12 protein-coding genes and 5 pseudogenes are annotated in these 21562 nt (G+C 50.2%); 4 read left to right on the top strand and 13 right to left on the bottom strand.

Features of this window, described 5'->3' with window-relative positions:
• Nucleotides 1–3: 3 nt before the first annotated feature.
• The 5 genes and pseudogenes from KHX94_RS10390 to KHX94_RS10370 form a co-directional block, all read right to left on the bottom strand.
• Nucleotides 4–2052, bottom strand: a pseudogene (locus KHX94_RS10390) (type IV pilus secretin PilQ).
• 20 nt (nucleotides 2053–2072) lie between these two features.
• Entirely contained in the window at nucleotides 2073–2588 is a 516-nt protein-coding gene (locus tag KHX94_RS10385; protein WP_213680584.1) for a pilus assembly protein PilP, read from the bottom strand.
• The gene (locus KHX94_RS10380) at nucleotides 2585–3211 is read right to left on the bottom strand and encodes a type IV pilus inner membrane component PilO (protein WP_213680583.1); all 627 of its coding nucleotides are present in this window, start codon (nucleotides 3209–3211) and stop codon (nucleotides 2585–2587) included. Before KHX94_RS10380 ends, KHX94_RS10385 begins: the two co-directional genes overlap by 4 nt.
• Nucleotides 3208–3794 (bottom strand): annotated as a pseudogene (locus tag KHX94_RS10375) (PilN domain-containing protein). The gene KHX94_RS10380 and the pseudogene KHX94_RS10375 overlap by 4 nt, the downstream one beginning before the upstream one ends.
• Entirely contained in the window at nucleotides 3782–4861 is a 1080-nt protein-coding gene (locus tag KHX94_RS10370; protein ID WP_213680582.1) for a pilus assembly protein PilM, read from the bottom strand. Before KHX94_RS10370 ends, KHX94_RS10375 begins: the two are co-directional and overlap by 13 nt.
• A gap of 183 nt (nucleotides 4862–5044) precedes the next feature.
• On the opposite strand from KHX94_RS10370, the gene KHX94_RS10365 reads away from it, so the two are divergent.
• Nucleotides 5045–7615, top strand: a complete 2571-nt coding sequence (locus KHX94_RS10365; RefSeq protein ID WP_213680581.1) for a penicillin-binding protein 1A — start codon at nucleotides 5045–5047, stop codon at nucleotides 7613–7615.
• 63 nt (nucleotides 7616–7678) lie between these two features.
• On the opposite strand, the gene argH is transcribed toward KHX94_RS10365, so the two are convergent.
• The 5 genes from argH to argC all read right to left on the bottom strand — a co-directional run bounded on the left by argH (nucleotide 7679) and on the right by argC (nucleotide 13084).
• Complete coding sequence (gene argH / locus KHX94_RS10360; protein ID WP_213680580.1) at nucleotides 7679–9043, bottom strand: argininosuccinate lyase; 1365 nt, start codon at nucleotides 9041–9043, stop codon at nucleotides 7679–7681.
• A 61-nt stretch (nucleotides 9044–9104) separates the two neighbouring features.
• Complete coding sequence (locus KHX94_RS10355; protein ID WP_213680579.1) at nucleotides 9105–10331, bottom strand: argininosuccinate synthase; 1227 nt, start codon at nucleotides 10329–10331, stop codon at nucleotides 9105–9107.
• Between the two features lie 33 nt (nucleotides 10332–10364).
• The gene (locus KHX94_RS10350) at nucleotides 10365–11270 is read right to left on the bottom strand and encodes an ornithine carbamoyltransferase (RefSeq protein WP_213680578.1); all 906 of its coding nucleotides are present in this window, start codon (nucleotides 11268–11270) and stop codon (nucleotides 10365–10367) included.
• A gap of 13 nt (nucleotides 11271–11283) precedes the next feature.
• Entirely contained in the window at nucleotides 11284–12066 is a 783-nt protein-coding gene (gene argB, locus KHX94_RS10345) for an acetylglutamate kinase (RefSeq protein WP_213680577.1), read from the bottom strand.
• A gap of 37 nt (nucleotides 12067–12103) precedes the next feature.
• Nucleotides 12104–13084 carry an N-acetyl-gamma-glutamyl-phosphate reductase gene (gene argC, locus KHX94_RS10340; RefSeq protein WP_213680576.1) on the bottom strand — a complete coding sequence of 327 codons (981 nt, stop codon included), beginning with the start codon at nucleotides 13082–13084 and terminating at the stop codon, nucleotides 12104–12106.
• A 256-nt stretch (nucleotides 13085–13340) separates the two neighbouring features.
• Between argC and argE the strand changes: the two are divergent.
• The 3 genes and pseudogenes from argE to KHX94_RS10325 all read left to right on the top strand — a co-directional run bounded on the left by argE (nucleotide 13341) and on the right by KHX94_RS10325 (nucleotide 17768).
• Nucleotides 13341–14491: pseudogene (gene argE / locus KHX94_RS10335) on the top strand (acetylornithine deacetylase).
• 101 nt (nucleotides 14492–14592) lie between these two features.
• On the top strand, nucleotides 14593–17235 hold the full coding sequence (gene ppc, locus KHX94_RS10330) for a phosphoenolpyruvate carboxylase (protein ID WP_213680575.1): 2643 nt from the start codon (nucleotides 14593–14595) through the stop codon (nucleotides 17233–17235).
• Nucleotides 17235–17768, top strand: coding sequence for a YceB family lipoprotein (locus tag KHX94_RS10325; protein ID WP_213680574.1), 534 nt, complete (start codon nucleotides 17235–17237; stop codon nucleotides 17766–17768). Before ppc ends, KHX94_RS10325 begins: the two co-directional genes overlap by 1 nt.
• A gap of 31 nt (nucleotides 17769–17799) precedes the next feature.
• Here KHX94_RS10325 and KHX94_RS10320 read toward each other — a convergent pair whose 3' ends face one another.
• From KHX94_RS10320 to KHX94_RS10310, 3 genes and pseudogenes are all read right to left on the bottom strand, one after another.
• Nucleotides 17800–19074, bottom strand: a complete 1275-nt coding sequence (locus KHX94_RS10320; protein ID WP_213680573.1) for a CinA family nicotinamide mononucleotide deamidase-related protein — start codon at nucleotides 19072–19074, stop codon at nucleotides 17800–17802.
• A gap of 151 nt (nucleotides 19075–19225) precedes the next feature.
• Nucleotides 19226–20651 (bottom strand): annotated as a pseudogene (locus tag KHX94_RS10315) (FAD-dependent oxidoreductase).
• Nucleotides 20652–20773: 122 nt separating this feature from the next.
• Nucleotides 20774–21196 (bottom strand): annotated as a pseudogene (locus tag KHX94_RS10310) (4Fe-4S dicluster domain-containing protein); the annotation flags it as partial.
• Nucleotides 21197–21562 lie beyond the last annotated feature (366 nt).

Below are 21562 nucleotides of genomic sequence, written 5' to 3'. Positions count from 1 at the left end.
ATATCAGAAATTTTCAGTCACTATTTTTGGGGTTACAAATATCAATAACTCATGCCGTTCATTGGAATCTGAAGTGTTACGAAATAAAGCCCCTAACACCGGGATATCGCCCAAAACAGGCACCTTATTGACACTGTTGATCAACTGCTGTTGATAGATCCCCCCAACACAATAGTCTCCCCATTATTAACCAACACTTGAGTCCCCACTTTCTGAGTGTTGATTGATACGGCCTCACCCAAAGGTGTTGTCACGACCTCGCCCTTGGAGTCTTGAGTGATCTCCAAATCCAGAATGACTTTATTATCTGGCGTAATCTGAGGTGTTACCCGCAACGATAACACAGCTTTTTTAAAACGCACCGTTGCCGCACCGCTAGAAGCCGATTCAACATAAGGTATTTCCACCCCTTGTTCAATATATGCCGCTTTTTGATTTGAGGTGGTAATCCGTGGACTGGCGATAATCTCACCTTTATTTTCCTGTTCCAGCGCACTCAGCTCTAAATCCAAAATTGTGCCATCAGCCAGTTTAGACACATTAAATGCAATACTGGCCGCATTATTGGCACCTGCGGGCAGGTTCACGTTCAGACGTTCATCTAGAGACGGCGTAGTACCCGATACCAACGATGAAGCCCCTCCAATGTGCCAGAGGTTCCTTTATTCCCCTGCAGATCGGTAATACCCCAACGCACCCCCAAGTCCTGTGCAACAGTATCACTCACAGTCACCATGCGCGATTCAATCAACACCTGTTTAATCGGAATATCCAGCACATCCACCAGGCGGTGCACATTTTCTAGGGTTTCGGCAGTATCTTTCACCAACAAGGTATTGGTGCGCTCATCTACGGCAACTGAGCCTCGCTCTGTCAGCAAACTGGTGCCTTCACCTTTCAGCAATTTGGCAACGTCGGTGGCTTTGGCATAATTGATCTGCAGATATTCAGAGTACAAAGGCGCCAGTTTTTGTACTTCCTGTTTATTTTTCAGATCCTGACTTTCCCGAATGGCAATCTCTTCTGCGGGAGCCACCATTAAAATATTACCTTCAATGCGCTTATCTAACCCTTTGGTTTTCAAAATCAAATCTAACGCTTGATCCCAAGGGACGTTATCCAATCGCAGGGTAATGCTGCCTTCCACGGTATCGCTGGTTACCAAGTTGAAGTGGTTGTAATCTGCCAAGATCTGCAACACGGTACGCACCGAAATATTCTGAAAATCTAACGATAGCTTTTTCCCGGTGTATTTTTCTCAGGCTCCACAACGGTAGTTTTTTCATCCTCACTCATGGTCAGCATGAACAGGTTACCCTCCTGTTTATAATCGTATTTATACGGTCCCTTAATATCGATCAGAAAGCGGGTAGTTAAGTCATCGCGGAAGGTCTCAAAACTGCGCACCGGCGTGGAAAAATCCTGCACATCCATCACATACAGCATGTCATCCGGGATATCGGTGTTATAAAATTTTACTTCCAGTTTGGCGCCGACCTGTTTTACATCCGCAGCCACGGCAGAGTTGCCCAGTTGCACCAACAGCTCGCCACCTTTATCCCCTGCACGATGAAAATCGATGTTTTTGATTTTATTGACAAAGGGACTGGCCGCTTTGTCGGCTGCAGTCATGGTTTCATCATTAATGGTCAGCCGATAAGTACTGCCGATGACTTTCCCCTGATAGGGGCGGATCTTATCAAGTTGCAACGCAACCTGTAGCAGCTCAGGTTGTTGCTCAGTGGCCAATTGCTCAACCCCAACCTGCTTGATGGGAATTACCGCTTGTTGCAGTGATGATACTGCGTCATGGAAATTAAGTTTGATAGCAGCAGGATCGGCGCTGAGTTTGATTTCCGGTTCAGAGACCGGGCCATCAAATACCAGCTCTAGTTCCAATTGATGATCTATGATGGTGTGATATTTCACATCGACAAGTTTGTTCGCAGCCAAAGCACAAGGAACAAGACTCACCATCAACACGCAGCCCAATGCAACTTGCCACCAGTTGCCTGCCGTTTCATGGATTTTTTGCACCAAAGAAAATCTCATTATTTCTCTTCCTTTGCTTATTATTCGCCGGTCAAATCCAGACTGCTGCTGCGTTCGGTCCAACAACCGGAGCCGTCCGGAATCAATTCTGTAAGCTCAATACGACTAGGCGTAATTTTGGTAATGTGACCACTGAAAAGTCCCAGATAATTGCCAACGCCAAGCCGATAGACATTACTGTCAGTCGTTTCAATCAATGCCCAGATAACGCCACCGTCACTGAGCGTGCCGCGCATTTTCAGGTTATCCAGCGCGTATGTTTCCAGCCGCTCTTTGCGCCGATCGAGGTCTGGATGACGGCAGTCTTTCGTCGTATCTACCGCTTCGGCAGTCAACTCCCGAGATGGCGGCACAAAAGGACTCCGCAACAAGTCAGCATCATACTGAAAATGCTCAAATTTAGGTGGTTCCTTCAAAGGAGGAATACGAGCTACATGATTTTGTTTCACGCTAGCAACAAACTGTTGTAGATCGGCACGGTCACCAATACAGCCGGCCAGTAGCATTGTTAGCATCAGGGGCAATATCCATCTCATTTGCTCTTCCCCTTAGCCTTGGCATTATTTGCCGGCACTTCAGCGCCTTCTTTAAAGCGATAAGTCTTGGCAAGCACTTCCATTGACAGATTGCCGTCAGTCTCACGCTTGATCACAAAATCATGCAGACTGACAATGCGAGGCAACTTGGCAACACCGCTGACCATGTGCCCCATCTGGTGATAGTCACCGGTCACGGCCATGCGGATGGGATATTCGATGTAAAAATCGCGCTGAATCTCAGCATCCCAGTCGATGCTACTGATCCGTAGTCCTGAGTCGGTGGCGACAAAGGTCAGGTCATCCAACAACCCCGGCATCTCATTTTGCGAAGGCAGCATCTTCAGCAGCTCAGCAAACTGAGCTTCCATCTGTTTTAACTGTTCCCGATATAGTTCAAGGTTAGCGGCTAACTGGTACTTAGCACGAAAGTCTTCACGGAGCTGTTGCTCTTTACCCTGTTCAACCTTGTAGGCGTCGATGGCATCCGAAACAAACAGGAAATAACCGGCAACAAATACCAGAATGGCTAAGATAACGGCAAAAACCGCCTTTACCTGTGCCGGCCAGCCACCGATATTTTCCATGTCTAGGTCATTGAACTGACTGAAATCAAATTTCATTTAGCCGTTCTCCCACTAGCCGTCTGGGTTGTAGTTGCTGGCGTTTCACCTTTAATGGTGACTTTGAGGCTAAATCGTTGTAACGCTCTAATATCATCTTTTTGAGAGACGATAGATTGCATGGTTGGATCTTGCAGCCATTCTGACGCTTTTATCTTGCGCATCATGTTGGCCACATTGTTATTGGATTCACTGCGGCCTTCAATCCAGATAATGCTGCCTTTTTCTCAACACTGGACAGATATATACCAGGAGGAATGACCCGCACGAGTTCATCCAAAATATGCGTTGGCAGGTTACGCGATTGCTGCAAATCCAGGATGATCTCGGTACGTTTTTCAATATCGGTTTTACGTTGTTTAATCTTATTGATCTCAGCAATCTGCTTATCGAGCTGCTGAATTTCATGTTGCAGGTAAGCATTACGTCCACGCTGATCATCCGTCATCAGGCCAATAAACTGTAATGCCAGATACACCAATATGGCGGCCCCAATAAAGACCGCGGCCAAAATGCCAATATAATCTCGCTTCTGTTTTTCCCTCGCTTCATCACGCCAGGGCAGCAGGTTTATGTTCGCCATTGCCCATAACTCCTTAATGCGAGACCGCAAGCAATCATATATTTGCTGATATTGGGCTGTAGTTGTTTCTGCACACTGTCATCTGCCCGCAACGCACCTTTGAAAGGGTCAGCAATGAGCGTTGGCACGCCCAGTTCATTGGTTAACAGATTAGCCATGCCCTGTAGCTTGGAAGTGCCGCCACACAACACCAGTTGGTCAACTTTATCTTTACCGCTAGAAGTGCAGTAGATCTGCAATGTGCGCTTGATCTGCTGTAGCAACTGATTCTGGAATGGAGAAAGCACTTCAAACATATAGTTGCGCGGTAGATCGCCTTCTACTTTGGCTTTCTCCGCTTGTTCATATGGCATGCCATAAAAAGAAAGGATTGATTGAGTAAAGATTTCACCGCCAAAAGCCTGTTCGCGGATAAAGGTAGTTTCTCCGTGCTCCACCACCGCAAACGTGGTCATATTGGCACCAATATCCACCAGCACCACTACGCCTTTAGCGATATCTGCCGGTAATTGACCAGCAATAAGTTCATAAGCCCGCCCCAGCGCGTAGCCTTCAACATCAACTACTTTAGCTTCTAGATCTACCGCATCTAGCACATCTACCCGGGAATCGATATTTTCAGTACGGCAGGCACTCAGCAACACATCCACTTTGGATGGGTCAGCTTTGTTAACATTTAATGTTTCGAAATCGATGGAGACTTCATCAAGGGAATAAGGGATAAGATTGTCGGCTTCAATCTCGATCTGGGCTTCCATTTCGGCTTCTGTCAGTGCCGCATCCATGTATATCACTTTGGTCATCACCGCTGACCCGGAAACGGCCACCGCCGCAAATTTACTGGATTTTGGCAGTTGGCGACGGAGTTGCCGTAATGATTCAATAACGGCTTCTGCGTCCCTGATATCATGGTCGCTAACAGCGCCCTTTTTCACGGGAACCACCGCGTAAGCCTGTATTCTATAACCATCAGCAGTCTTACCCAGCAAAACGGCCTTGACCTCGTGCGAGCCGATGTCGATCCCGACCATTTGAGGGGCTTGACGCTTCCATAGATTAGAAAGCATTGTCCCAGAGCCTTATTGTTATTGTTGAACCAAAGCGTAGCACAATCATAGTTTAGTTGTGATCTTTATATAATATTCTATTAACATTTTTGCACAGTTTATTTTTAATAATTGCAATTCACTTCACCCCAGCCGTTGCGCCTTATATACTATTGAACCCTCAACAGGTTATGGAATAATCCGGTGAAGTGGTTAAAACGTATACTCATTGCTGTTTTTAGTCTCGCGCTATTGGGAATCATCGCAATTGCTGGCGCTTATTTTTACGTTTTGCCAGATCTTCCTGACGTTGCCACCCTAAAAACCGTAAAATTGCAAACACCACTGAAGATATATTCCAGTGATGGCAAACTTATTTCACAATTCGGCGAAAAGCGCCGGATCCCATTACAGCTAAACGATGTACCTAAACCGTTATTGCAGGCGTTTATTGCTACGGAAGATTCCCGGTTTTACGAACACAATGGTGTTGATCCGGTCGGGGTGCTACGGGCGGCATTGGTGATGATCACAACCGGCCAGAAACGCCAGGGAGCCAGTACCATCACCATGCAGGTGGCACGGAACTTCTTCCTGACCCGAGACAAGAAATTTATTCGAAAAATCAAAGAAATATTTATTGCGCTTCACATAGAGCAACTCTTGACCAAAGATGAAATTCTCGAACTCTATGTTAATCGCATCTATCTCGGTCAGCGCGCTTATGGCGTGGGCGCAGCGGCACAGGTGTATTACGGCAAAGATGTACAAGATCTAACGCTGGCAGAGATGGCCGTGATTGCCGGACTCCCCAAGGCACCGTCCACCGTAAACCCTATCACCTCGCCAGAAAGAGCGATGGCACGGCGTAATGTGGTACTCAGACGTATGCTGGATGTGGGTTACATCAGTCAAAACGAATACCAGACCGCTGCGGCAGCACCCATTACCGCCAAGTATCACGGCGCAGAAATCGATCTATATGCACCCTATGTTTCGGAGATGGCGCGTGATTATATGGTGCAGAAATACGGTGAAGAAGAAGCCTATACCGGCGGCTATAACGTCTATACCACCATCAATTCTGATTTACAGCAAAAAGCCCAGAAAGCGCTGCGCAACAATGTTTATGCCTATGATGAACGGCATGGTTATCGCGGCCCCGTAGCCGTATTGTGGACGAATACACCACCGCCACAGAACGAACTGCTGGAAACCCTGAGAAAAACTGAACCTGTACAAGAATTGCAACCGGCTGCGGTTGTCAGCGTTGAGGATAAACAGGCGGATGTGTTGCTGACCAATGGCCATACCGTCACTATTCCATGGCAAGGACTAAATTGGGCCCGCAGCTTTATCAGTGATCGCCGTCAAGGCGCCTCACCAAAATCCGCTGCTGACGTAGTAAAAGTTGGGGAACAGATTTGGGTCAGACCGATGGCCGATGGCTGGCAATTGTCACAAGTGCCGCAGGTTGCCAGTGCCATGGTGTCGTTGGATCCACATAACGGTGCAATCCGCACTTTGGTTGGCGGCTTTAGTTTCACCCAGAGCCAGTATAATCGAGTGGTACAAGCCAAACGCCAGCTTGGCTCCAATATCAAGCCATTCCTTTATGCGACCGCACTGGAGAGAGGCTACACACTAGCAACACTGATCAATAATGCGCCCATAAATAAACCCGACTTGAGTCAGGGCATCGCTTGGCGCCCGAAAAATTCACCTGATGTCTATGGTGGTCCAACCCGGCTGCGTGTGGGATTAGCACAGTCGGTGAACGTGATGGCAGTAAGAACATTGCGTTATATTGGATTGGATGCGGCTGTCGATAAACTGAGCCAGTTTGGTTTTGATCCAAGTGATCTGAACCGTAATGAGTCGCTGGCGCTGGGTTCACCGTCTGTCACACCTTTGCAAGTGGTGACTGCCTTTTCTAGCTTTGCTAACGGCGGATTACTGCTGGAACCTTATTTTATCGACAAGGTAGAAGATGCTTACGGTAAGACCATAGAACATGCCGAACCCACTCTAGCCTGTGATACACCAGTATCAACAATTGAGCCCGAAAGTTTAGCTGCGGCACCTGCCGCAGCCACAGTCACCACGCTGGAACAAGCGGCGGACAATCCTGTGCCCGTCACCAATAGCGCTAATAATTTGCCTTACACTTGTGACAATCCTCAGGCACGGCATGCTAAACGCGTGATATCGAAACAGATCGCATTTTTGATCACCGATGCGCTCAAGAGCGTGATCTGGGGTGGCGGTGACTGGAATCATGGTACTGGCTGGAATGGTACTGCTTGGCGGGCCGCACGCGTCATCAAACGCCATGATATTGCGGGTAAGACCGGGACAACCAATGAATCGCGCGATACTTGGTTCAGCGGTTTTAATCCTAGTCTGGTGACCACTGCCTGGGTTGGATTTGATGACCACAGCCGCCAATTAGGGCGTGTGGCCTGGAATCCAAACGGTGCCAAAGATCAGATCTCTGGTGCCGAATCCGGTGCCAAAACCGCTGGCCCCGCTTGGAATGAGTTTATGCACGATGCGTTAGAGGGCACCCCAGAGATTTCCATAACCCCGCCGCCAGGGATTGTTTCCGTGCGTATTGATCTGGCGACCGGCAAGTTATCCCGCAAAAATGACTACACCAGTGACTTTGAATACTTTATTCAAGGAACTGAGCCTAAAGAATATGCCAATGACAGTACGGAAGATGGCAATATCTTCCTCGACTCAGGCAAATCGTCAGAAGAACTGTTTCATTAATTTTTCGAGTAACCGCCCATAAAAAACGCGCCGAAAAGGCGCGTTTTTTATGGCGCTGACTGATTAGTATTTCTTGGCAGCCAATGCGGCCTGGATCTGCGCTACGGCAGTACCGCCAAGTACATTCCGTTTATCGAGACACGCTTCAATGGTGAGATTGGGATAAACATCTTCGGCAATTACTGCGGCATAGGACTGTAAAGTCGCCAACGGCAACTGTTCTATCGGTTTACCTTCGGCAATCGCTTTTAACACCACTTCCCCCACCACATGGTGTGCTTCACGGAATGGCATGCCTTTAGAGACCAAGTAATCGGCCAATTCGGTGGCATTAGCGTAGCCCTGCTGGGCGGCCTGCAAAGCACGATTACGGTTTACTTTTACACCTTCCAGCACCAAGGCTGCCATCTTCAGACACAAACTCCAGCTGTCCATCACGTCGAACAAGCCTTCTTTGTCTTCCTGCATGTCTTTATTGTATGCCAGCGGTAACGCTTTCATAGTGGTCAGAATACCGGTCAAAGAACCATACACCCGGCCGGTTTTACCGCGGATCAACTCCAGTGCATCCGGGTTTTTCTTCTGCGGCATCAAGGACGAACCCGAGGTGACGTTATCAGCCAACTCAATGAAATTTGCTTCGCCGGAATTGAAGAAAATCATATCTTCCGCCATCCGGCTAAGGTGCATCATGCTGATAGCGGCATCACTGCACAGCTCCACCACATGGTCACGATCAGAGACGCTGTCGAGACTGTTCAGTGTCGGGGCAGCAAACCCCAAGCTTAGCGCCAAGGCTTTACGGTCAACCGGGTAAGCTGTGCCAGCCAGTGCACCACTGCCTAATGGGCAAGTGTTAAGGCGAGTCATGGTATCTTGCAAGCGGCTGAGGTCACGCTCAAACATCTCCACATAGGCCAAGGCCCAATGCCCCATAGTGATCGGCTGCGCCCGTTGCAGGTGGGTGTATCCTGGCATCACCGCATCCAGCTCGCGCTCAGCAAGCGCCAGCATGGCCTGTTTTAACTGTACCAGTAAGGTAAGTAAATGCTCACCTTCTTCTTTACACCACAGTTTGAGATCAGTGGCGACCTGATCATTGCGGGAACGTCCGGTATGTAGTTTTTTGCCGAGATCGCCCACTTTTTCGATCAGCTTTTGTTCCACAAAGCTGTGAATATCTTCAGCGCCGGAACTCAGGATCAGCTGTGGCTGATCTTTTACTTCAACGAGCAATTCCTGTAGTGCTTGTTGCAATGACGCCAGTTCCGCCTCAGTCAACACGCCAGCTTTGGCAATGGCTGCCGCCCAAGCGACTGAGCCCTGAATGTCCTGTTCTACCAGACGATAATCTACCGGCAATGAGTCGTTGAAGAGTTGGAAAAGTTCGCTGCTCGGGCCACTGAAACGGCCGCCCCATAATGCCATGTTGAAATTCCTCTGTTGCTGATAAACAAAGGGGCGCCTGAGCGCCCCATAAATCACAGACTTACTTATTGCTGTTGATGGCGCGAATACGGCTTGCCAGAGAATACAAACGGATAAAGCCTTCTGCATGTTTCTGGTCGTACACAGTATCTTCACCAAAGGTGGCAAATGCTTCTGAGTAGAGGCTGTTAGGCGAGCGTTTTTTCACTGGAGTCGCCTGACCTTTATAAAGCTTGATCACCACTTCGCCGTTAACATCTTTCGCCAGCGCTTCAGAAGCGGCTAGCAGCGAACCACACAGCGGGGTAAACCAGCGGCCGTCATACACCAGGTGCGCCATCTGCGCCGCAACTTGTTCACGCCAGGCGCGACTGGTCTTGTCCAGTACCAACTCTTCGACAGCACGCAACGCGGCCATCATCACAGTGCCGCCGGGTGTTTCATAGCAGCCACGAGATTTCATGCCCACCAGCCGGTTTTCGGTGATATCGACACGGCCAACACCATGAGCCGCAGCGATTTCGTTGAGCTTCACCAAGGCGGCATAAGGTGCTAATTGTTCACCATTAACCGCGGTCACACGGCAATCTTTCACTTCTACAGTGACATATTCAGGTGCATCTGGGGCGTCTTCTGGTTCAACGGTCCAAGTCCACACTGCTTTGCTAGGCTCGTTCCATGGGCTTTCCAGCTCACCGCCTTCGGTAGAGATGTGCCAAGCGTTAGCGTCACGGCTATAGATCTTGGTTGCTGACGCGGTAGTTTTGATATGGCGTTCCGCCAGATAGGCCAGCAGGTCTTCACGACTCTGCATGGTCCATTCCCGCCACGGGGCAATCACTTTCAGATCCGGCGCCAAAGCAGCAAAACAGCCTTCAAACCGCACCTGGTCGTTACCTTTACCGGTACAACCGTGCGCCAGCGCATCAGCACCTACTTTACGGGCAACTTCAACCTGCGCCTTAGCGATAATGGGGCGCGCCATAGAAGTACCCAGTAGATAAGTTCCTTCGTAAATGGCACCTGTGGCGATGGTTGGGTAGATGTAATCTTTAACAAATTCTTCTTTCAAATCGACGATATGGCACTCAGATGCGCCTGATGCCAGCGCCTTTTCAGTCAAGCCCACCAGCTCTGCTGGGTCCTGACCGATATCGGCACAAAAGGCCACAATTTCGCAGTTATTATAGTTTTCTTTCAGCCATGGGATGATGGCCGAGGTGTCCAAACCACCAGAGTAAGCCAGCACCACTTTTTTCACTTGAGTGTTTTTCTGTGCAATAGACATCTTATATTTCCTGGATTAAAAGGCCGTTGGCCATCAACTTAACAGAGTAACAAGTACCGCATTTTGGGCGTGCATCCGGTTTTGTGCCTGCTGCAGGATCAACGAACCTTCACCGTCCATGACTTCATCCGTCACCTCTACCCCTCTGTGAGCGGGCAAGCAATGCATGAAATACTTGACCTTATATTTTTCCATCAGTTCTTTTGACACCTGATATTGCGCAAACTTGACGGCAATATCTGACAATTTGGTGCTGTCACCCATGGAGATCCATGTATCAGTGTAGACCGCATCTGCGCCTTCGAGTGCACTCACATCCGGTGTTAGCAATAAACTGCCGCCGTGAACTGCCGCCAATTGCTGCGCTTGAGTCACAGCAAAACCGTCAGGGAAATGCCCTTCTGGACAGATGACCGTCATCTGAGCACCAAGGATTGCGGCCCCCAGCATCAGAGAGTTAGTCACATTGTTACCATCACCAATGTAAGCCAGTTTTAGCCCTTGCAGACTGCCAGTGGCTTCCTTGAGGGTCAGAAAATCGGCCAGCACCTGACAGGGGTGATACAGATCCGACAAGGCGTTAATCACTGGCACTGTGGCGTATTCAGCCAGATCTTCCACCGTCACATGGCTGAAGGTCCGCGCGACAATGGCATCCGCCCATTGTGAAATGTTGCCAGCAAAGTCACGCACGGATTCCCGTTTACCTAAAGCACCATTTTGCTGATCCATGTAGACACAGTGACCACCGAGCTTGTTGATACCGATATCAAAGCTTACTCGGGTACGCAATGAGGGCTTTTCGAACAGCATCACCACACTCTTGCCATCGAGTGCATGACGGTATTCGGCTGGGCTGGCCTTGATCTTTACGGCGAGATCCAGCAATGCCAACAGTTGCGATTGGCTCAGGTCTTTAAGGGACAACAGGTGCTTCATAACTAATCCTTACTTACGGTTGAATTTGGGTTCCGATGTTCTCTCCCCGGGCAAGGGCAGCCAACTGGGCTGCATCCCGCCATGAGGCTACCTGTACCGGTTGCCCCATCTGCTCCGCCACATCTAGCGCAGCTTCTACTTTAACTTTCATGCCTTTTTCGATAACGCCCTGCTTTACCAGCTGTTGGATCTGTTCGCGATTCAGTTGTGGAATTAACTGGCCTTTACCGTCCAAGACGCCAGATACGTCAGATAGCAATACCAGCTTACCGCCCACGAGTTTTGCCAGTACGGTAGCGGCTTCATCAGCATTCACGTTCAGCAAATCGCCGCTTGTTGACACAGCGATAGAACTGACGATTGGCATCCAACCTTGTGCCAGCACAAAATTGATATATGTACCATCTTTAGGTGACACTTCGCCCACCAAGCCAAGGCGTTCATCTTTAATACGTGCATCCACCAGATGACCGTCTGCCAGACTCATGCCCACGGCCACAATCCCGGCTTTTACCGCGGCAGCTTGCAAAATTTTGTTAGAGGTGCCAGCTAAAGCTCCAACAACGATGGGCATTTGCTCAGCAGGGGTGACACGCAAGCCGTCCAACTTAACGGTTTCCATGCCATTCACCTGTAACTGTTCGTCCACCAAATAGCCGCCGCCGTGAACCAGTACCACTTTCTGTCCCTGGGACAACATCTTGGCAGCCGTTTCCATCAGTCGTGCCATGCCCATCTCGCACTGCATCAACGCGCCACCGACTTTCAGAACCAACACACTGTCATTTGTGCTCATAAAGAAAACTCTCAAAATGCCTCAAGGGTCGATTAAATCAAAGATTAAAATGAATCTTTATGCACTGCAGCGCCTGGCTAGCAGCACCTTTCATCAAATTGTCGATAGCACTCGCTACCACTAGATAACCACTCGCCTCATCAAACTTCCAGCCGATATGGCAGTTAGGTGTCAACACCACATCATCAACTTTCGGGAAGCGATTATGGTTGACCTTTACCAGCGGTGAATCATCGTAAATGCTATAGGCCTGAGCTACTTGTTCAGTGGTGGTTCCAGGCTGCAGTTGCGCGGTAATGGTTGCCAGAATGCCCCGCTTAAAATTGCCCAGATGCGGCGTAAAAATTACTTGCTGCCCCAGATGAGTGGCAATTTCTGGTTGATGGCGATGGCCGAGCACACCATAAGGCGTCAGGCTTACTTCGCAAAAACTGGTATGTAACTGCGCCTTGCGGCCGGCACCCGTCACCCCACTGACGGCATTGATCACCGGCCAATTAGCGGTGAGCAGAGATTTCACGGGTTTCAACGCTAATAAGGATGCGGTTGGATAACAGCCAGGCACCGCAATCATGCGTGTCGCGGCAATCTTGTCAGCATTCCACTCAGCCAAACCGTAAACCGCCTGCGCTAATACTTCAGGCTGTGTGTGTTCAAAGCCATACCATTTAGGGTATTGCGCAGCGTCAGCAAAACGATAGGCGCCACTGAGGTCAAACACGCTCAGCCCTTGCTGGTAGAACCATGCGGCCAGTTCCAGACTGACGGCATGTTCCGTTGCTAGCACCACCGCAGCGGATTCGGCAACGATCTGCGCTTTAGCGGCTGCAGTTAGCGGCTGCAAGACATAGGGAATGTGTTGATATACTGGATAAAGGTCAGCTAACGCTTTGCCTTTGTCGAGGCTATTTTCAGAAACATACAATCCCTGCACACTGAGCCCGGGGTCATTTTCAATCAACGCGGTTATCTGGGCTCCGGTGTAGCCACTGGCACCGATAATGGCAATATTTTTCATGATCTCAAATCTATATCTAGTCAAAAGGAAGGGCTAAAGTCGTGCCCGGGCAGAATGCCTGATGACAAGTTTAACGCTGCTGGGATTATCTGCAGCTTTTATCTGTATTAAGCTCAATAATGAGCACAAACAGGGTATTTTAGGCTGGGGTCTGCGTTTACCTGATGACACCAGTCTCAGCTGTTTGCTAGACTACCACACTAGTTTATTTATGCAATATATGTGAATAGTTATTTTAACTATTTTTGGCGGAATTATGACCAAGCTACCGGAACTTAAGCACAGCTTCAGCGCACTTATCGCATCCCCTCCATCAGCGCGATAGAAGCTGACCAGGATCAAAGCAACAAGGGAGTACTCGATCTACTCAGTAACTGGTTTACCGAACTAGGGTTTCAGTGCCAACAACAGGCGGTGGCCAATAGCCGTAACAAATATAATTTGCTGGCATCGTTAGGCGCTGGCAGCGGTGGCCTGTTACTGGCTGGGCATACCGATACTGTCCCATTTGATGATGGCCGTTGGCATCAGGATCCGTTTACGCTGACAGAGAAAGATGGCCGCTGGTACGGGCTGGGCACCTGCGACATGAAAGGCTTTTTTGCACTGATCCTCGAAGCCCTTAAAGATATGCCGTTATCACAATTCAAACGGCCATTGTATATCCTTGCCAGTGCTGATGAAGAAACCACCATGAGTGGCGCCAAGACGTTTGCCGCTAACGCCGCCATTCGCCCCGAGTATGCCATCATCGGAGAGCCAACCAGCCTGCGGCCGGTCTATATGCATAAAGGCCATCTGGCGCAAGGGATCCGCATAACGGGTCGCAGCGGTCATTCGTCCGATCCGTCGAAAGGGCTAAATGCCATCGACATCATGTATCAGGTCATCGGACAGTTACTGAAATTAAAACAACATCTGGCCGACAATTATCGGGAAAACGCTTTTAGCGTGCCTTACCCAACCATGAATTTCGGCCATATCCACGGCGGTGATGCCGCCAACCGGATCTGTGGCTGCTGTGAGCTGCACATGGATATCCGCCCCTTGCCCGGTATTGCCATCGCCGATCTGCAACTGATGACACAGCAGTATCTGCTGCCTATCAGTGAAAAATATCCCGGAGCCATCAGCATCAGTACCTTGTATCCTGGTGCCGAACCTTTCGCGGATACCGCAAACTCGGCCTGGAGTCAGTTAGTAGCCAAACTGTCTGGCAACGCCCCTGAAGTGGTGAATTATGCCACTGAGGCACCCTATATTCGCAGCCTCGGCTGTCATACTTTGGTGCTGGGGCCGGGCAGCATCGACCAGGCGCACCAACCGGATGAATTTTTGGATCTGGCGCAGGTCAAACCAACTATCTCTCTGTTAAAACAGCTGATTTACCACGCCTGCATCGAATAAGATAAGCAACAAAGCAACATCAGCGCGTTGACGGCTAGGGTGTCCGCTGGGTATGGTGACGAGCGGCAACAGCCACACATTTTTGGGGAATGGGAGCCACAATGGAACAAACGACCGATATGTACGCTTCACTACGGGCCAATGTCAGTAAACTGGGGCAGATCCTTGGCGACACCATGCGTGATCATCTGGGTGAACCGTTCTTGGAGAAAGTCGAACAGATCCGCCAGTTGGCTAAACGTTCCCGTAATGGTGACAGCGCCGCCCGCGAACAGATGCTAGAACTGCTCAATGCGCTGCCCGATGACGAGTTAGTTCCGGTAGCCAAAGCCTTTAACCAGTTTCTCAATCTGGCCAACATCGCCGAACAGTTCCACAGTATCAGCCGCAATTGTGATGAGTTGGTATGTGTGCCCGATCCGGTTGAATTACTACTTGGGCGCATGCTCAACGGGCCAATCGATCAGCAGCAGATGCTCGATTGCCTGAAAACTATGGACATAGATCTAGTTCTCACGGCACATCCCACTGAGATCTCACGGCGCACATTGATCCAAAAATATGCTGCGGTGGTTGACTGTCTGGCGGCCCTAGAAAACGATAAGCTCGGCCAGCGAGAGATGAAACAGCTGACATTACGGCTGCGACAACTGGTGTCACAGATCTGGCATACTAACGAAATCCGTAGCGTGCGTCCGACACCAGTAGATGAGGCCCGCTGGGGACTGGCAACCATTGAAGCGTCGCTGTGGCAAGCAGTGCCGGACTTTTTGCGACAGCTAAATGATCAGATAGAGGAACGTACCGGCACCCAACTACCGATTGATATCGCGCCGGTAAGATTCTCCAGCTGGATGGGCGGCGATCGCGATGGCAACCCGTTTGTCACCGCCAAAGTCACCCAGGAAGTGCTGGATCGCAATCGCCACGCCGCCGCGCGGTTACACCTGAAAGATGTGGTGGAGTTAGTGGCTGAGTTGTCGATGGAAGATGCCAATGACGAACTGATGGCTTATACCCATAACAGCCGCGAGCCTTATCGCGATGTCCTGCGCGACTTACGCCAGAAACTGCGCAACACCATCGACTTCCTCAATGCCCGCATTGCTGGCCACCAACCAGAAGTGGACTACAGCAGCATCATCTGGCACAAAGCCGATCTACAAGCACCGCTAATGCTGTTATATCGCAGCCTGTGTGATTGTGGTATGCGATTGATTGCTAATGGTTTATTACTAGATATGTTGCGGCGTCTTTGCTTTGGCATCCACATGCTCAAGCTGGATATTCGTCAGGATGCCGCCAGACACGCCGAAGTGCTAGGCGAACTCACCCGTTACTTGGGGATCGGTGATTATGCCCATTGGGGCGAATCGGAAAGACAGGGATTTTTACTGAAGGAACTGAGCAGTCGTCGACCACTGCTACCGGTCAACTGGCAACCATCGGAAAACGTTGCCGAGGTGCTGGCAACTTGTCGGCTTATCGCCCAACAACCAGCCCAGGCGCTCGGTTCTTATGTGATCTCAATGGCGGGCAAACCATCCGATGTACTGGCAGTGTTACTGCTATTAAAGGAAACCGGCTGCCCACATCCAATGCGAGTCGTACCGCTGTTTGAAACCTTAGAAGATTTGAATCATGCCGCCAGTTGCATGACCTCCTTGCTGAATATTGACTGGTATCGTGGCTATACCCAAGGCACTCAGGAAGTGATGATCGGCTACTCCGATTCCGCTAAGGATGCCGGGGTGATGGCCGCGGCCTGGGCGCAGTATCGAGCACAGGAACAGTTGGTTGCCGTCTGTCGTAATGCTGGCGTCAAGTTGATACTGTTCCATGGCCGCGGTGGTACTGTAGGCCGCGGCGGCGCACCAGCACATGATGCCATTCTGTCGCAACCGCCAGGCTCTGTTGATGGCCGGATCCGCGTCACCGAACAAGGGGAGATGATCCGCTTTAAGTTTGGCTTGCCCAAACAGGCAGTGCAATCGCTGGCGCTCTATACCTCAGCCGTCATGGAAGCTACCTTACTGCCACCACCAGAACCCGAACCGCAATGGCGTGAGTGCATGGAACGAATTGCCACCGATTCCGTGGCCGCTTATCGCAAAGTAGTGCGTGAAGATCCGGACTTTGTTGCCTATTTCCGCGCGGCTACGCCAGAAGTGGAACTCGGGAAGTTGCCACTTGGCAGTCGTCCGGCCAAACGTCGGGTTGACGGTGGCATCGAAAGTCTGCGAGCGATCCCGTGGATCTTCGCCTGGTCACAAAATCGCTTGATGTTACCCGCCTGGCTCGGTGCCGGTGAGTCGTTACAAGCTGCTATCGACCGTGGCGAAAAAGCGCTGCTGCAAGAGATGGAACAGCGTTGGCCATTTTTCCGCACCCGGATCTCTATGATGGAGATGGTCTACGCCAAAGCTGAACCCAATCTCGCGCGTTATTATGAAACCTGTTTGGTACCGCCAGCACTACACCACCTAGGCGATGCACTGATCGAACGGTTACAACTGGGCATTAAGGTGGTATTGGAACTGACAGAAAGTAATACGCTCATGGCGCATACCCCGTGGAACCGTGAATCCATCAAGCTGCGTAACCCCTACATAGACCCGTTAAACTTCCTGCAAGCCGAGTTATTGCGGCGGACTCGCAAAGAAGCGCAAACCTCAGCAACGCTGGAACTTGCATTAATGCTGACAATTGCCGGTGTTGCCGCCGGGATGAGGAACACAGGTTGATGAAATACTTACTGTTATTAGTCGCGATACTGTATTTGGCGGGTTGTGCCAGCCAATACAGTATCAGCGAGCAACAAGTCGAGCACTATCTTAACGATAAGCTCGCCAAACAATATCAGCTAAAAGAAGGCTCATCGGCACTGTCGATGGGACTGCGCAGCATGTCGGTCACCCTTGGGGATAAACCCGGCGTTATGGCCGTCACGGCAAGGGCTGAAGTGAAACTGGCTACGCCTATCATCCCCCTCAGAGCAGAGCTACAGGCCACATTTGCGGCCAAGCCGATGTATGACCGTTCCAGTCATAGCATCTTTCTGAAAGACCTGCAGTTGCTGCAGTTAACCTCAACACCGGCCAAACTGCAGCAGTTACTTAGCGGTGTAACACCACAGTTAGTGGAGATGACCAGAACCCTGCTGGAAAACCAACCTGTGTATGTATTGGATAGTCACAACAGTACTCAGGCAAAACTGGCCAAGATCACCCAGGATATCAAGGTAGAAAAGGGCAAGCTGGTTCTGCAATTTGAGTAGCCACCGCACGAGTGACTACTCACCAGCCCAATTATTTGGGATAACGCTGAATGAAGGAGTAATCAACGATGACCGCTTCATTCAGCAGTTCCCGCCGCAACATGTCATAAGCTACCGCGGCGCTAATACTGCGCACCAATTCTCGTGAACGGCCAGATAGCAGGATCATCTGGCTATATACCGCATTACGGGTCGCCAGTGCGATAGCTACTGTGCCAACTGGTTTTTCCACCGTGCCACCATCAGGCCCAGCAATACCACTGGTTGCCAGAGCAAAATCACTGTCCAGCAACTCACGGGCACCTCGCGCCATCTCTTCCACCACCGGAATAGAAACCGCCCCGTAGTCATCAAGTGTCTGAGGCTTAACGCCTAACACCTTCACCTTACTTTCATTGGAGTAGGTCACTAAGCCCTGATGTAAATAGGAAGAACTTCCCGGGAAGGCAACTAACTGGCTGGTGATCATGCCGCCAGTGCAGGATTCGGCCACACTCAGGCTTAAGCCGGATTGATATAACCGCTGATGGATCTCTTCCGCCAGTGATTGACGGTTTTCGGCCACGACGGCGGTTCCCAGCGCGGCCTTCACGTTTGCAGTCACATCCGCCAGCTGGGCAATCGCCGTTTGTCCTCTGGCAAAAATCTTAATTTCGATGTGTGGCATCGCTGAACGGTAACCTAGAGTGATGCCATCCGGTAACGTCAGAGGTTCCAGTTTTGCAGCCAGTGAAGATTCACCGTGCCCAATGGTCAGCAGTTTTTCTACGGCGATGTCGGATTGAATGGCAAATTCTTCACGGATAAAGGGTAAGAACTGCTCCTGCACCATGTGTTTTAGTTCAAAAGGCACCCCGGGCGTAAAGAACAACCAGGCCCGATTGAGCTTGACGCGAAATCCGCAGGCGGTACCAACGGGGTTATCAACCATAATGGCCGATGCTGGTAACAGCGCTTGCTTGAGATTGTTGGCGGCCATTGGGCGATTATTTCGGGCAAACCAGTCGGTAATGCGCTGACGCCAGATGGTATTTTCGACCAAGGGTTCTTCTTTAGCCTTGGCCATTGCCTCGGCGGATAAATCATCCGATGTCGGCCCTAATCCACCATTAACCAAAATCACATCGGCATGCATGCTGCGCTCACGGAATACAGCAATAAGGTCTTCCATACGATCACCTACAGTGACCCGGCGCTGCACTTCTATACCTTGTTCCATCATCAGATTGGCAAACCAGGCAGCATTGGTATCCACTATCTGTCCGGAAAGTACCTCTTCACCGGTACAAATCATCTCCAATTTCATTAACACACCTGCTTATATTCAGATTCCCTCAACGTACACAAGGTTACGCTAAATCATCTGATAAGGGTATGAAAAGGAGAGCGTTGCTAGAAGCCAATACCGTATGGCGCAAGAAAACAGCCCGTAAATACGGGCCGTTTCGAGCTAGCGATTACTGGAGCTGTGGCGCCGGCTGTAGCGCTAGCCCCAGCGAGGCCATGATCCCCAGCGCAGCTTTGCGACCATCCGACATGGCGGTCACCACCAGATCTGCGCCACGGACAATATCACCACCGGCAAAAATCTTGGGATGATTGGTTTGACATGGGAAACGGCCGTTTCGTGGAGCTTCAATCAAGCCCCAGCGATTACACGTTACCTTAGCGGCTTCCAACCAAGGCATTTGATGAGCACTAAAACCAAAGGCAATAATCAGCGCATCAGCTTCCAACACAAATTCGGAGCCGGCGACTACTTGCGGCCGTCGCCGACCGCTACTATCAGGCTCACCCAACTCGGTACGCGCCAGGCCGATACCCGCAAAATGCCCTTGCGCATCCAGTTGAATAAACTGCGGTTGCACATTAAAGAGGAACTCAGCGCCTTCTTCTCGGGCATTTTTCACTTCTTTTTAGAGCCGGGCATGTTGGCTTCATCGCGGCGATAAGCGCAAGTGACGCTAGCAGCCCCCTGCCGCAATGATGTGCGCAGACAATCCATTGCGGTATCACCGCCCCTAAAACCACTACTTTTTTACCCGCAAGATTGATATAGGGTTCATCGGCTAACGCCGGTAAGCCCATTTCGTGTTTGGTATTGGCAATCAAAAACGGTAGCGCCTCATAAACACCTGGCGCATCTTCATGCTCTAGACCCGCTTGCATCGACTGATAAGTACCAGTGCCGACAAATACCGCATCAAATTCATCTAACAGCTGTGACAGCGATACATCGCGACCGACTTCAGTATTCAGCCGAAACTCAATGCCCATGCCGCTGAACAGTTCACGACGATTAATTAATACCTGTTTATCCAACTTGAAGGCCGGAATGCCAAAAGTCAGCATGCCGCCGATCTCAGGATGGCGATCAAACACCACCGCCTGCACCCCATTACGACTGAGGATGTCAGCACATCCTAATCCAGCCGGGCCAGCACCAATAATGGCAACACGCTTACCAGTAGCAACGACATGGCTAAGGTTAGGCTTCCAACCATTGGCCAGGGCGGTGTCAGTAATATAACGTTCCACATTTCCTATGGTGACAGCACCATACTTATCTTTGAGTGTGCACGAACCCTCACACAAACGATCCTGCGGGCACACTCGGCCACACACCTCAGGCAATGAACTGGTTTTATGGGATAATTCAACCGCTTCGTCTATCCGCCCCTGTTTTGCCAACGTCAGCAACTGAGGAATATTGTTGTGTAGCGGGCAGGTCCACTCACAGACTGAGCGATCACTACAACGCAAGCAGCGATCCGCCTGAGTCTCTGTCTGTTGTGCAGAAAACGCTTGGTAGGTTTCCACAAAGGTTGTTTTGCGTAATGCCAGGGAGTCTTTAGTGCCTCCTGGCGTGGCCGTTCTGCCAATGAAGCCAGCATTGGCGTCAATCGATGAATCGGTGTAGCGCCCAGATCATAGGCAACGCCAGCACTGCGTAGTTGTTTCTGTCGCCGCAATTCTATCAGCGCTGCTTCATCCAACAAACGCAACGCCTTGGTCGGACAAGCTTGCACACAGGCAGGGCCCTGTTCACGCGTATGGCAAAGGTCACACTTATGAGCGTAAGCCTTACCCTCAGCACCTGTGGCGTCTTCATAGATCATATTGATGGCGCCAAATGGACAAGCCAGCACACAACTCTTGCAGCCAATACATTTATCCTGTTGCAGTTGGATACTGCCATCCTGACGCGTAATCGCACGCACCGGGCAAGCATTGGCACAAGGTGCATCTTCACAATGGCGACAGACGGCAGCAGAGATCCGCGATCCCCCTCTAACGACTTTAATCCGGGGCTGGAATGATTCAACAGTATCAGGATAACGCCCATCATTGTGCGACAAGACACAGGCGACTTCGCAGGCCCGGCAACCAATACAGTCATTGGCGTTGGCAATCACAAACTGATTCATTAGTTCTCCCCAAAAACAGTTAGGCACCTCAGCTGCATTCTGCTCCCCAACAGTATTTAGCTGAAACAGGCAACGGGCCGTTGCACATTTGAATATTCTAACCTGCTAAACTGGAGTGAAAACTTGATGCTGGACAGGAAGCCAACAGTTTTTAATCAGGAGAAAGTAAGAAAAGCACTCATCCGATGACATAACATCAATAAAATTGCCGTTACAGGGATGTGAGTTCTAACAAAATAAGGGTTTATATGGGGAATATTGATTAAAGATTCCCTGGTGTTTACGGCAAGGCAAAATAATATCACTCGGTCAAAGACGAGCGACTTGATTGATTGCTAACTTCACCGTTAAAAACACTGAATGATA

It is taken from the genome of Shewanella dokdonensis, from assembly GCF_018394335.1.
Taxonomy (GTDB): Bacteria; Pseudomonadota; Gammaproteobacteria; order Enterobacterales; family Shewanellaceae; genus Shewanella; species Shewanella dokdonensis.
This window is presented reverse-complemented; position numbering and strand designations above follow the sequence as displayed.